The organism is Paralimibaculum aggregatum, from assembly GCF_030270585.1.
In the GTDB taxonomy this organism is placed as follows: domain Bacteria; phylum Pseudomonadota; class Alphaproteobacteria; order Rhodobacterales; family Rhodobacteraceae; genus Thermohalobaculum; species Thermohalobaculum aggregatum.
Genome location: NZ_BSYI01000057.1, coordinates 16,684 through 29,527 on the forward strand (window position 1 = coordinate 16,684; position 12,844 = coordinate 29,527).

The following is a 12,844-nucleotide window of genomic DNA, read 5'->3' on the forward strand; positions in this document are numbered from 1 at the left end:
AAGGCTACACTCGCGTCAAACGGCCAGGGAGACTGATGATGCGAAGCGTTCTTGCCGCCGCGATGGCGGCGACCGGTCTGGCGCTCGCCGCGGGCGGCGCCGGTGCCGCCGAGGGCGAGCGGGTGCAGGTCACCGGCGAGGTGATCGACACCTGGTGCTACTATTCCGGCGTGATGGGCGCGCCCGAGGCGGTGGTGGGCACCTCGCACCACACCTGCGCGCTCTGGTGCGCCGCCGGCGGCATCCCGGTGGGCATGCTCGCCGAGGACGGCACGGTCTACATGATCGTGAAGTGGAAGGGCGAGGCGGCGGTGGCCGACAACACGCTGCTGACGGTGCAGAGCCACGAGCTGACCGCCGACGGCATCCTGCATGTGCGCGACGGCATCAACTACCTCTTCGTCGAGGAGGTCGTCGCCGATGCCGGCATCACCAACGAGACCCACGAGGACTATTTCGTCGTCCCGGGTTTCGCGATCCCCGAACCGGAATGAGAGGGAGACCCGCCATGCGTGCGCTCATCGCCGCGGCCCTGGCCGCGCTCATCGCCCTCCCGGCCGCTGCCGAGGGCGAGTTCTCCGAGGGCAGCCAGGTCACCGGCTGGGACAATCTCGCCGGCCGCGAGAACGCCACCTTCACCGCGAAGGTCGTGGACATCGTCTGCGCGCTGACCGGCGACTGCCCGGCCGATTGCGGCGCCGGGCTGCGCCAGATGGGGCTGATCCGCGAGGCCGACGGCAAGCTGGTGCTGGTGGCCAAGAACCGCCAGGCCGCCTTCAACGGCGGCGGTGCCGATCTCGCGCTCTATTGCGGGCAGACCGTGGCGGTCGACGGGCTCCTCGTCGGCAATCCGGAGCTGACCGACACCAAGCTGTACCAGATCTTCCTGGTCAAGCCCGAGGGCGCGGCGGACTGGGTGAAGGCCGACCACTGGACCAAGGCCTGGGCCGCGAAGAACCCCGAGGTCGCCGGGGGCGAGGGGCCCTGGTTCCGCCGCGACCCGGCGGTGAAGGCCGAGATCGAGGCGCATGGCTATCTCGGCCTCGGGCTCGAGCGCGACCGCGAGTTCATCGAGGAGAACTTCTGATGCGCCGCCGGGTCTGTGCCGCGCTCGGGGTGCTGGCGGTGGGGCTGGTGCTCGAACTCGGGCTGGTGCTGGCCTCGGGCGTCGCCCGCGGGCATGACGGGGTGGTGCATGACAGCGCCGCCGAGGCCGCGGCGCACGGTGCCGGCGACGGCCGGATCGCCGCCGCGCCGGCGGCTGCGGGCGCCGCGCCGGCGCCGAGCGCGGGGCTGCCCTTCCCGGTGGAGATCGCGCCGCGCTTCGCGCTGACCGACCATACCGGGCGGGCGGTCACCCAGGCGGATTTCGCCGGCCGGCCGATGCTGGTCTTCTTCGGCTATGCCAATTGCGACTCGATCTGCTCGGTGGCGCTGCCGCGGCTCGCCGAGGCGCTCGAGCTGATGGGCCCGGCCGGCGCGGGGCTGGCGCCGGTGCTGATCACCATCGACCCGGCGCGCGACACGGTGGCGGCGCTCGGCCCGGCGCTGGCGCGCTGGCATCCGCGGCTGATCGGGCTGACCGGGCCGGAGGCGGCGCTGGCAGAGGCCCGCGCGGCCTTCCAGGTCGAGGTGAGCCAGGTCGCGGAGGACCCGGCGGGCAACCCGATCTACGCCCATGGCAGCTTCCTCTATCTGGTCGGGCCGGAGGGCCGGGTGCTCACCCTGATGCCGCCGATCCTCGGGCCGGAGCGCATCGCCGAGATCGTCGCCGGCTATCTCTGAACTCCCGTCTCCGAGCCACCCGCGAAGGCGCGCTGCATTGACGCGGGCGCAACCCGGATAATATTCCGGGCGGCGGATCAGTGCGGGAGGAATCGATGAGCGAGACGGCGGGCGTGCCCAATTTCACCGAGGTCCTGCACCCGCTGGTGCAGCACAAGCTCACCCGGATGCGGATGAAGGACACCTCCACCGCCTCGTTCCGCGACCTGCTGCGCGAGATCTCGCTGCTGCTGGCCTACGAGCTGCTGCGCGACCTGCCGATCGAGGAGGTCGAGATCGAGACGCCGGTGGCGACCATGATGGCGCCCAAGCTGTCCGGCAAGAAGGTGTGCTTCGTCTCGATCCTGCGCGCCGGCGACGGGCTGCTGCAGGGGCTGCTCGACCTCGTGCCCTCGGCCCGCGTCGGCCATATCGGCCTGTTCCGCGACCCGGTCACCAAGCTGCCGGTGGAATATCTCTGCAAGCTGCCGGACGATCTGACCGACCGGGTCACCGTGCTGGTCGACCCGATGCTGGCCACCGCCGGCTCGGCGATCGAGGCGGTGCGCATGGTCAAGGAGGCCGGTGCGCAGGACGTCCGCTTCCTCGCGCTGGTGGCCGCCCCGGAGGGCGCGCGGGCGTTCCACGCGGCGCATCCCGATGTCCCGGTCTTCGCCGCCAAGATGGATGCGTGCCTCGACGCCCGGAAATACATCGTGCCGGGCCTCGGCGATGCCGGCGACCGGCTGTTCGGCACCAAGGACCACCGCTCCGAGGACTGAACCCGGCGGCGCCGCAGCCGCCACATTGTCGATCGGTCCCTACCCTGCTATCTCGCCGGGCAACGGCCTTCCCCTGCCTTGAGGAGCATGACCATGACCGACCACGCCATTGCGGATATCGGGCTCGCCGATTACGGCCGCAAGGAAATCGACATCGCCGAGACCGAGATGCCGGGGCTCATGGCCTGCCGCGAGGAGTTCGGCGAGCGCCGGCCGCTCTCGGGCGCGCGGATCTCCGGCTCGCTGCACATGACGATCCAGACCGCGGTGCTGATCGAGACCCTGAAGGCGCTCGGCGCCGATGTCCGCTGGGCCTCCTGCAACATCTTCTCGACCCAGGACCACGCCGCCGCCGCGATCGCCGCCACCGGCACCCCGGTCTTCGCGATCAAGGGCGAGAGCCTCGAGGACTACTGGACCTACACCGACCAGATCTTCCAGTGGCCGGACGGGCAGCCGACCAACATGATCCTCGACGACGGCGGCGACGCCACCATGTACATCCTGATCGGCGCCCGCGTCGAGGAAGGCGAGACCGGCCTGATCGAGACCCCGACCTCCGAGGAGGAGGAGTATTTCTTCGCCCAGATCAAGCGCCGGCTGGCCGCCTCTCCCGGCTGGTTCACCCGCCAGCGCCACGCCATCCGGGGCGTGACCGAGGAGACCACCACCGGCGTCAACCGGCTCTACCAGCTGATGGAGAAGGGCCACCTGCCGTTCCCGGCGATCAACGTGAACGACAGCGTCACCAAGTCGAAATTCGACAACAAGTACGGCTGCAAGGAGTCGCTGGTCGACGGCATCCGCCGCGCCACCGACGTGATGATGGCGGGCAAGACCGCGGTGGTCTGCGGCTATGGCGATGTCGGCAAGGGCTCGGCCGCCTCGCTGCGCGGCGCCGGCGCCCGGGTGAAGGTCACCGAGATCGACCCGATCTGCGCGCTGCAGGCGGCGATGGACGGCTTCGAGGTGGTGCAGCTCGAGGACGTGACCGCCACCGCCGACATCTTCATCACCACCACCGGCAACAAGGACGTGATCCGCATCGAGCACATGCGCGAGATGAAGGACATGGCGATCGTCGGCAATATCGGCCATTTCGACAACGAGATCCAGGTCGCCGCCCTGAAGAACCTGAAATGGACCAACATCAAGCCGCAGGTCGACATGATCGAGATGCCCTCGGGCAACCGCATGATCCTGCTCTCCGAGGGGCGGCTGCTGAACCTCGGCAACGCCACCGGGCACCCCAGCTTCGTGATGTCGGCCAGCTTCACCAACCAGGTGCTGGCGCAGATCGAGCTCTGGACCAAGGGCGATCGCTACGGCAACGAGGTCTACATCCTGCCGAAGCATCTCGACGAGAAGGTGGCGCGGCTGCATCTGGCCAAGCTCGGCGTTCGGCTGACCGAGCTCTCCTCCGAGCAGGCGGCCTATATCGGCGTGACCCCGGCGGGCCCGTTCAAGCCCGACCACTACCGCTACTGACAGCGAGCGCCGGCGGGGCGAACAAAGGTTCGCTCCGCCGGTTCCGGCAGCGCGGAAAAGTTCCCCCGGCCGATCGGCGCAGGAACTTCCCCGCGAACCTTGCCCCAGTCCCTCGCGACCCTCCGCGGCCCCTCGCGATCCTCCGCGGTCCCTCGCGGCCCTTCACGGTCCCTCGCGGTCCTTCACGGCCCCATGCGGCCCCGCCAGGCCGGCGCCGCCGCGCCGCGCCGACCCGGCTGGCCGAGGCGCCGGCGGCGGCGGACCGGATCGCCTCCCCCCAGTGCCATCGCCCCTGTGCCACGCGGCTCGCGGCCCCCGACCGCCCGGCGGCCCTTCGCGACCCTCCGCGACCCTTCGCGGCCCCTCGCGGCCCCATGCGGCCTCGCCCGGCCCGGCGCCGCCGCGCCGTGCCGACCCGGCTGGCCGAGGCGCCGGCGGCGGCGGACCGGATCGCCTCCCCCCAGGTGCCAACGCCGCTGTGTGATGCGGCTCGCACCCTCGACCGCCCAGCGGACCTTCACGGTCCTTCGCGACCCTTCGCGGCCCTTCACGGTCCCTCGCGGTCCATCGCGGCCCCATGCGGCCCCGCCCGGCCCCGCGCCGCCGCGCCGCGCCGTGCCGACCCGGCTGGCCAAGGCGCCGGCGGCGGCGGACCGGATCGCCTCTCCCCAGTGCCATCGCCCCTGTGCCGCGCGGCTCGCGGCCCCCGACCGCCCGGCGGCCCCTCGCGACCCTCCGCCGTCCTTCGCGGCCCTTCGCAGTCCATCGCGGCCCCGCCCGGCCGGCGCCGCCGCGCCGCGCCGACCCGGCTGGCCGAGGCGCCGGCAGCGGCGAACCGGGTCGCCTCCCCCCAGGCGCCATCGCCGCTGTGCCATGCGGCTCGCGGCCCCCGACCGCCCGACGGCCCTTCGCGACCCTTCACGGCCCCATGCGGCCCCGCCCGGCCCGGCGCCGCCGCGCCGTGCCGACCCGGCTGGCCAAGGCGCCGGCGGCGGCAGACCGGGTCGCCTCCCCCCCAGGCGCCATCGCCGCTGTGCCATGCGGCTCGCGGCCTCCAACCGCCCGGCGGCCAGCCTGCGGCCTTCGCTGGCCCCGGGGGCAATGCGCTGCGTCTCACGCTCCGGGCCTCGCGCTTCGGGCCTCGCGCTCCGCGCCGCACGCTCCGGGCCGCGCGCCCTGCAACCGGCGGCGCGGCGGCATCCTGGCGCGCCGGCTAGCGGGCTCGGGAACCGCGGCGCCGATGGCTGCCGCCCGATCCGCCGCGCCGACGGCCACATCAGCGAGCACGCCGCCGCCGATGCCGTCGGCATCCCGGGTTTCCGCCCCGCCGGCGGGCGCCGCCTGACCCGCGCCCGCGGCAGGCAGGGCATGGGCCCGCAGGCCGCCTGCCTGTGCGCCGTCCGCGGCGGGCCCGGCCGGTTGCCCCGCGCGGTGCCGGGGCCGGAGCAGGGCCGCCGGGATGCCGGCCCTTTCCATGGCGGCCAGGGCCACTGCCGCGCGGACCGCTGACTGCCGCCTCTGCCGCTCCTGCCGCCGACCGCGGCGGGCAGGGCACGGGTCCGCAGGCCGCCTGCCTGCGCGCCGCCCGCGGCGGGCCCGGCCGGTTGCCCCGCGCGGTGCCGGGGCCGGAGCAGGGCCGCCGGGATACCGGCCTTCTCCATGGCGGCCAGGGCCACTGCCGCGCCTGCCGCGCGGACCGCTGACTGCCGCCCCTGCCGCTCCTGCCGCCGACCGCGGTGGGCAGGGCACGGGTCCGCAGGCCGCCTGCCCGCGCGCCGACCGCGGCGGGCCCGGCCGGTTCCCCCGCGCGTTACCGGGGCCGGAGCAGGGCCGCCGGCATGCCGGCCCTTTCCATGGCGGCCAAGGCCCCTGCCGCGCCTGCCGCGGACTGCCGCCCCTCCCGCCCCTGCCGCCGGCCGCGGCAGGCAGGGCACGGGTCCGCAGGCCGCCTGCCTGCGCGCCGACCGCGGCGGGCCCGGCCGGTTGCCCCGCGCGGTGCCGGGGCCGGAGCAGGGCCGCCGGGATGCCGGCCTTCTCCATGCCGGCCAGGGCCACTGCCGCGCCTGCCGCGCGGACCGCTGACTGCCGCCCCTGCCGCTCCTGCCGCCGACCGCGGCGGGCAGGGCACGGGGCCGCAGGCCGCCTGCCTGTGCGCCGCCCGCGGCGGGCCCGGCCGGTTGCCCTGCGCGGTGCCGGGGCCGGAGCTAGGGCGCCGGGATGCCGGCCCTTTCCATGCCGGCCAGGGCCGCTGCCGCTTCTGCCGCTTCTGCCGCTTCTGCCGCTTCTGCCGCTGAGCGCGGCCGTCTTCGCGGCTGCGGCATTCGCGCCCATCTGACCCAGATCAACGTTTCGTGAGCGCCGCGGGCGTCTCTGGGACCCGCCGACGCCGATGCTGCACCGCAGCAGGAGCGCCGGGGCAACGGGACAGCCACGGAGACAAGACAATGCGCAAGATCCCCGGAACGATCGCCCTCATCCTGCTCGGCACCACCAGCCTCGCCGCCCCCGCCGCGGCCGAGGGGCTCGATCTCGCGGGCTCGCTCGGGGCGGGCAGGTTCACCCATTACGTGCCGCCGGTGACGCATCCGACGCTCAACGAGACGCCCTTCATCACCACCGAGGTGAAGCCGATCTTCCTCTATCACAGCATCCCCTCGGGCTTCGTCACCGACGGCGGGCGGGTGATCGGCGGCGCCGTGCAGGCGCGCCTCGCGCTCGGCGAGCGCTTCGCCATCATCGCCACCACCGACGGCTATGCCGATCTCGACTTCGACGGCGTGCTGCCCGATGCCGACGGTTTCCTCGACCTCGCGGCCGGCGTGAAATACGCCCTCCTCAGCAACCCGGCGGCGGGCGAGATCCTCACCGCGGGGGTGCGCTACACCGCCTCCACCGGCAATATCGACAGCGCCGGGATCGACCTCACCGGCAGCCACAAGGGCTTCCTCGACACCTTCCTCACCGGCGCCAAGATCTGGGACAGCGGCTGGCAGGCGCAGGGCGCGGTCGGCTTCCAGTGGGGCATCGGCGCGGAGAGCTGGAGCTATTTCCACCTGCACGGCCATCTCGACTACGAGGTCGCGCCGGGGGTCTACCCGCTGATCGAGGCCAACCTGCTGCTGCCGGTCGATGGCGGCGACCGCATCCCGGGCTCCAGCCTCACCAGCGTCGATCTCTTCGACATCGGCGCCGAGGACACCCAGGGCACCTTCACGCTGGCGATCGGCGCGCGCTACCGCCCGATGGACAACCTGATCCTCGGCGCGGCGGTGGAGGGCAACATCCTCGATCTCGGCGCCGACACCGCCGAATCGGTGTTCGGCTGGCGCGTCACCACCGATGTGACGATCCATTTCTGAGCGCTGCCGGCGCCGCCGGCCCGGCCCGGTGGCTCACTCGGGCTGGGCGATCAGCTGGTAGAACTGCCGCGCCTCCGGCGCCACCGGGCCGAAATGATACTCCAGCAGCGGCACGATCCGGTGCTGGCGGTAGAGCCGGCTGAGCGCCCGGTCGATCACCAGCAGGAAATCCTCGTCGCCGCGCGGCAGCGCCAGCGCATAGGGCTCGTGCGTGAAGGTGCGCGCCGAGAGCAGCAGGCCGTGCTCCGCCGCGCCGCCGTTGATCTGGCCGAGCAGGATCGCCTGGTCGGCGAAATAGCCGGCGATCTCGCCCGCCCGCACCGCCGCGATGCCGGCCTCGTGGGTCGCGAAATCCACCACCTCCGGGCCCGCCCCGCCGAAGATCGCCGCCTCGGCCAGCCAGTCGCCGGCGGTGGTGTCGCGGCGCACGCCGAAGCGCTGGCCGGCGAGCGCCGCCTCGAGCGCCGGGCGCGACAGCGTCACCGCCTCGCGCTCGAGCAGCAGCTGGCGCAGCGGCTCCGGCGCCTCGGGATGCATCACCACCGAGACCCCGGTATGGAACACCGGCAGCGAGAAGGAGACCGTCTCGCGCCGGCCGAGCGTCGCGGTGGTGGCGCCGCAGAGCACGTCGATCTCGCCGGCCGCGATGGCCTCGAAGCGGGCGCCGGTATCCACCGGCTGGAAATTCGCGGTGATCGTCTCGAGCCCGGCGGTCTCCTTGATCGCCTTGGCGACCAGCGCGCAGAGATCCACCGTGAAGCCCTGCGGGCGGCCCGCCACGAGGCTGGAGAAGGGCGGCGCATCGGTGCGGAAGCCGAAGCGGACCTTGCCGCTCTCGACGATCCGGTCGAGCCGCTCGCCGGCGCCGGCCGCCGGCGCGAGCGGGCCGGCCTGGGCCGCCGCGAGCAGCGCGGCGAGGAGCCCCCAGAGCAGCGCCCGCCGGGGCGCGCGCCGCTGCGCGACGCCGGAGTGCTGCGCGCCGGTCACGCGGTCCCCCCGCGCGCGGGGCGGAAAGCTGGCGGTCATGGCGGCCCCCGTCGGTTTGCCGGTCGTTGCAGGGCAGGCTAGCAGACGGCAGGAGGTTGCGCCACAGACGCGGTTTTTCCCCGGCCCGCCCCCGGATCGCCCCCAATCGTGATTGTGCATTGCACAATTTGCTTGACCAAGGGCATATTGCAGTGCAACAAAGCCCCTGAACCGGGAGCCCAGTGATGAACAGCGTCGAGATCGCGAATGCCGTCTTCGAGCAGGTCGAAATGGACCGAGTGGCCGATGCCGTGGTCGAGCAGATCGAGCAGCTGATCATCTGCGGCGTGCTGCGGCCGGGCCAGAAGCTGCCGCCCGAGCGCGAGCTGGCCGAGGCGCTCGGCGTCTCCCGGCCGAAGCTGCGCGAGGCGTTCCAGACCCTGACCGCCCGCGGGCTGGTGGAGATCCGGCGCAGCGAGGGCGCCTTCGTGCAGCCGCTGACCGGCGCCGCGCTCTCGCCCGCGCTGATCGAGCTGTTCGCGCGCAACCGCTCGGCCTTCCTCGACTTCCTCGAATTCCGCCGCGAGCAGGAGAGCTTCGCCGCGCATCTCGCCGCGCAGCGCGCCACCGATGCCGACCGCGAGATCCTCGCCGACCTGCTGGCGCAGATGGAGGCCGCCCAGGCCGCCGGCGAGCGCGAGCGCGAGAGCGCCCTCGACAGCGCCTTCCACATGGCGGTGATCGAGGCCGCGCACAACACGCTGATCGTCCATGTCATGCGGGCGATCTATGCGCTGATGACGCGCAGCACCTTCTACGACCGCGGCTTTCTCTACCGCGCGCCGGGCGCCAAGGAGGCCCTGCTGGCGCAGCACCGGGCCATCGTCGCGGCGATCGAGGCGGGCGATCCGGAAGCCGCCGCCGCCGCCTCCGACCGCCACCACGATTTCGTCGAGCGCGCCTATCGCGCCTCCGAGGACGAGGACCGCCGCCGCGCCGTCGCGGTCAAGCGCCGCAGCATGTCGCGCCGGCCCGAGGCCGCCCCGCTGCGCCGCCGGCGCCGCTGAGCCGGCCGCTCAGTCGAGCCGCAGCCGCAGCCGCAGCACCCGGTCGTTGCCCGAATCGGCGATCCAGAGCGTGTCGCCGCTGATCTCCGCCCCTTCCGGCGTGCGCAGCCGGTCCGGCGAGAGCCCGGCGCCGAGCGCCGCGATCACCCCGAGCAGCCGCCCGTCGGCCGCGATCACCTTCACCGAATGGCTGTTCTTGTCGGCGACGATCAGCGTGCCGTCCGGCATCACCGCGAGATAGCGCGGGCCGCGGAAGCCGTAGGGCGCCCCCTCGAGCCGGCGCAGCACCCCGAGATCGGCATCGAGCAGCAGCAGCCGGTCGTTGCCCGAATCGGCCAGCCAGATCGTGCCGTCCGGCATCAGCGCGAGATCATGCGGGCTGGAGAGCCCGCCGAGCTCGGCCACCGGGCGCCCCTCGGCAAAGGCCACCACGTTGCCCGACCAGGCGCCGCCGACATAGACCCGGCCATTGGGATGCGGCAGCACGCCCTCGACCCCGCGCAGCCGCTCCGAAAGCGCGCCCACCAGCCGCCCCCGGGTGCCCTCCATCGCATAGATCGTGGCGCGGTTGTTGTGGGTGTCGGCGACGTAGAGCCGGCCGGCGGCGTCGAAGGCGACGTCATGGGTGCCGCTCTGGTGGTCGGCGCCCCAGGCATCGACCTCGGCCAGGCTCTCCGCCTCCAGCACCAGCACCCGGTCGTTGCCGACATCCGCGACGTAGAGATGCCGCCCCCCCGGCCCCAGCACGATGTCGTGCGGGTTCTCCATCGCGGCGGTGCTGACGGCGAGCACCTCCACCCGGATATCGGCCGGCGCGGGGCCGGCGAGGGCGAGGAGGATCGCGGCGGTCAGGGCAGGCAGGCGCATCGGGGCTCCCTCTCGGCTGCGGGCGGCAGGCGGTGCCGGGCCAAGCCCAGCCTAGCACGCGCCGCCGGCGCCCGCCCCCGGAACCGGCGCGCGGGGCCGCCACTCAGAGCCCCCCAAGGAAGCCCGCAGTCGGCCGCCCCGGCGCCGCCGGCCGCGCGGCGCAGGGAAGTGGCGCCGGGCCGGGCCCGGCACGCGCCGCCGGCGGACGCCCACGGAACCGGTGCGCGGGGCCGCCGCCCGGAGTTCCGCGGGGCAGCCGGCGATCGTCCGCCCCGGCGCCTCCGGGACCGGTGCGCGGGGTCGCCGCTCAGAGCTCTGCGAGGAAGCCCGTGATCAGCCGCCCCAGCGCCTCCGGCTGCTCGACGCAGGGGATATGCCCCGCGCCGGCGATCAGCTCGAAGCGCGCGCCCGGGATCAGCGCCGCCAGCGCGCGCACGAGATCCGGCGGGGTGGAGCCGTCGTCCTCGCCGCCGAGCGCCAGGCAGGGCAGGCGCAGCCCCGCGGTCTGCTCGCGCAGATCGGCGTCGCGGATCGCCTCGGCGGTGCGCAGATAGCCCTCGACCGGGGTGCGCACCAGCATCATCGACCAGGGCGCCAGGCGGTCGTGGTCGGCGCGGAACGCGGCGGTGAACCAGCGCGCCATGTTGCCCTCGAGGATCGAGGCCAGCCCGCCGGCGCGGATCACCTCCATGCGCTCGTTCCACATCGCCTCGTTGCCGATCTTGGCGCCGGTGTCGCAGAGGATCAGCGCGCGCACCAGATCGGGCCGGCTGGCGGCGAGCTCCTGCGCGATCAGCCCGCCGACCGAGAGCCCGCAGATCACCGCGTTGGCGATGCCGCGGGCATCCATCAGCCCGGCCAGATCGGCGGCATGGTCGGCGATCGTCCAGGGCCCGGCCGGCAGGGTGGAGAGCCCGTGGCCGCGCTTGTCGTAGCGCAGCCGGCGCAGCCCCGCGGGCAGATGCGGCAGCAGCGGGTCCCAGACCCGGAAATCCGTGCCGAGCGAGTTGGAGAAGACCAGCGCGGGGGCGTCGGGCGCCCCGCTGTCCTCGTAATGCAGCGTGACCCCGCCGATGGTGATCGCATCCATGTCGCCTCTCCCTCCTGTCAGCCGCGAGCGCGCCCCGCACTCTGCCGCGGCCGCGGCCCGAGCGCCAGTGCTCGCGTGGCGCACCGGCCCGGCGGATGCTATGGCTGGGGCTCCCCCGATGCCGGAGACTGCCGATCCCGGAGTCCCCCGATTCCTGAGACTGCCGATGCAGGAGACCGCCGATGCCGGAGAGCCTGCCCGACCCCGCCCGCCGCAGCCCCGAGGGCGACGCGATCTACATCCGCATCCGCGAGGAGATCCAGTTCGAGCTCAACCTGATCAACGCCCGCGTCAACTGGCTGGTGGCGAGCCAGGCCTTCCTCTTCGTGCCGCTGACCATCGGGGCGCAGGGCCAGGGGCTGCGCCAGAGCCTGTTCTACCCGCTGGTGCCCCTGCTCGGCATCGCGATCTGCCTGCTGGTGCTGGTCTCGATCTCGGCGGCGCTGTGGCGCAGCCGGCAATGGCGGCGGAAATGCCACGGCGCCTATGCCGCGGAGGCGGCGCCGCGCGAGTTCTCCATCGTGCAGCCGGTCGAGCCGGCGATCCCCTTCCTCGGCATGGTCGGCGCGATCGGGGTGCCGGTGGTGCTGGCGCTGACCTGGGTCTACCTGCTGCTGGCGCCGCCGGCGGTGGCGATGGCGTGAGCCGGCTCAGACCTTCGGGTCGGGGTTCTCGGTGTGCCCGTCCACCGCGATCGCCTGGCCCGAGACGAGGCGCCCACCCGGCGAGGCCAGGAACACCGCCATCGCCGCGATGTCCGCGGCGGTGACGAAGGAGCGCATCGAGGTGCCCGCGGCATAGCCGGCATGGATCGCCTCCGGCGTGGTGCCCTTGGCCGCCGCCTCGCGCGCCAGAACGCCCTCCATGCGCGGCCCCTCCACCGCGCCGGGGCAGAGCGCGTTGACCCTGATCCCGAACGGGCCGAGCTCCATCGCCAGCGTCTTCATCAGCCCGATCACGCCCCATTTCGCCGCCGCATAGGGCGCCCGGTTGGGGTAGCCGAAGAGCCCCGCGGTGGAGGAGGTGAGCAGCATCGCGCCCTGCCCCGCCGCCTTCATCATCGGCGCCGCATGCTTCGCGGCCAGGAAGGCGCCCTCGAGGTTCACCGCCATGCAGGCACGCCAGTCGGCCAGCATCACCGCCTCCACCGGCGCGGTCGGCCCGGCGGTCCCGGCATTGGCACAGAGCACGTCGAGCCCGCCCCAGCCCGCCTCGATCTCGGCGAAGAGCGCGGCGACCTCGGCCTCCGCACCGGCATCCACCCGGCTCCGGCGCCAGTCCGCCGGGCACCCGGCCAGCGCCGCCCCGGCGATGTCGGTCACCCAGACCCGCGCGCCGGCGCCGGCGAACCCCTCGGCCATGGCCCGGCCGATCCCGCCGGCCCCGGCGGTGACGAGCACCCGCGCGCCCGCGAGCCCGAACCCCGCCTCAGCCATCGCTGCGGCCCCCGGCTCCCGCCGC

13 protein-coding genes are annotated in these 12,844 nt (G+C 73.8%); 9 read left to right on the plus strand and 4 right to left on the minus strand.

Annotation, left to right across the window (positions count from 1 at the left end):
• The first annotated feature begins 38 nt into the window (after window positions 1-38).
• The 7 genes from QSJ97_RS22325 (at window position 39) to QSJ97_RS22350 (ending at window position 7,393) form a co-directional block, all read left to right on the plus strand.
• Window positions 39-494, plus strand: coding sequence for a hypothetical protein (locus QSJ97_RS22325; protein WP_285674565.1), 456 nt, complete (start codon window positions 39-41; stop codon window positions 492-494).
• A gap of 14 nt (window positions 495-508) precedes the next feature.
• Entirely contained in the window at window positions 509-1,087 is a 579-nt protein-coding gene (locus QSJ97_RS22330; RefSeq protein ID WP_285674566.1) for a hypothetical protein, read from the plus strand.
• Window positions 1,087-1,785 (plus strand): SCO family protein, encoded by a 699-nt coding sequence (locus QSJ97_RS22335; RefSeq protein ID WP_285674567.1) that lies wholly within the window; start codon window positions 1,087-1,089, stop codon window positions 1,783-1,785. The genes QSJ97_RS22330 and QSJ97_RS22335 overlap by 1 nt, the downstream gene beginning before the upstream one ends.
• A gap of 95 nt (window positions 1,786-1,880) precedes the next feature.
• Entirely contained in the window at window positions 1,881-2,546 is a 666-nt protein-coding gene (gene upp, locus QSJ97_RS22340; RefSeq protein WP_285674568.1) for a uracil phosphoribosyltransferase, read from the plus strand.
• Between the two features lie 93 nt (window positions 2,547-2,639).
• On the plus strand, window positions 2,640-4,034 hold the full coding sequence (gene ahcY, locus QSJ97_RS22345) for an adenosylhomocysteinase (RefSeq protein WP_285674569.1): 1,395 nt from the start codon (window positions 2,640-2,642) through the stop codon (window positions 4,032-4,034).
• Window positions 4,035-5,135: 1,101 nt separating this feature from the next.
• A complete protein-coding gene (locus QSJ97_RS25110; RefSeq protein WP_352231134.1) occupies window positions 5,136-5,543 on the plus strand; it encodes an extensin family protein in 408 nt (135 codons plus the stop codon).
• Window positions 5,544-6,478: 935 nt separating this feature from the next.
• Window positions 6,479-7,393: a hypothetical protein gene (locus QSJ97_RS22350; RefSeq protein ID WP_285674570.1), complete on the plus strand. Its 915-nt coding sequence runs from the start codon at window positions 6,479-6,481 to the stop codon at window positions 7,391-7,393.
• 33 nt (window positions 7,394-7,426) lie between these two features.
• Here the strand turns inward: QSJ97_RS22350 and QSJ97_RS22355 are convergent, their stop codons facing one another.
• The gene (locus tag QSJ97_RS22355; protein ID WP_285674571.1) at window positions 7,427-8,419 is read right to left on the minus strand and encodes an amino acid ABC transporter substrate-binding protein; all 993 of its coding nucleotides are present in this window, start codon (window positions 8,417-8,419) and stop codon (window positions 7,427-7,429) included.
• Between the two features lie 185 nt (window positions 8,420-8,604).
• Here QSJ97_RS22355 and QSJ97_RS22360 point away from each other — a divergent pair, with 185 nt between their 5' ends.
• A complete protein-coding gene (locus QSJ97_RS22360; protein WP_285674572.1) occupies window positions 8,605-9,426 on the plus strand; it encodes a FadR/GntR family transcriptional regulator in 822 nt (273 codons plus the stop codon).
• Between the two features lie 9 nt (window positions 9,427-9,435).
• On the opposite strand, the gene QSJ97_RS22365 is transcribed toward QSJ97_RS22360, so the two are convergent.
• Window positions 9,436-10,293, minus strand: a complete 858-nt coding sequence (locus QSJ97_RS22365) for an NHL repeat-containing protein (RefSeq protein ID WP_285674573.1) — start codon at window positions 10,291-10,293, stop codon at window positions 9,436-9,438.
• 307 nt (window positions 10,294-10,600) lie between these two features.
• Window positions 10,601-11,383, minus strand: coding sequence for a 3-oxoadipate enol-lactonase (pcaD, locus tag QSJ97_RS22370; RefSeq protein WP_285674574.1), 783 nt, complete (start codon window positions 11,381-11,383; stop codon window positions 10,601-10,603).
• A 182-nt stretch (window positions 11,384-11,565) separates the two neighbouring features.
• Between pcaD and QSJ97_RS22375 the strand changes: the two genes are divergently transcribed.
• Window positions 11,566-12,027, plus strand: coding sequence for a hypothetical protein (locus tag QSJ97_RS22375; protein ID WP_285674575.1), 462 nt, complete (start codon window positions 11,566-11,568; stop codon window positions 12,025-12,027).
• 6 nt (window positions 12,028-12,033) lie between these two features.
• Here QSJ97_RS22375 and QSJ97_RS22380 read toward each other — a convergent pair whose 3' ends face one another.
• Window positions 12,034-12,819: an SDR family oxidoreductase gene (locus QSJ97_RS22380; protein WP_285674577.1), complete on the minus strand. Its 786-nt coding sequence runs from the start codon at window positions 12,817-12,819 to the stop codon at window positions 12,034-12,036.
• Between the last annotated feature and the right edge of the window lie 25 nt (window positions 12,820-12,844).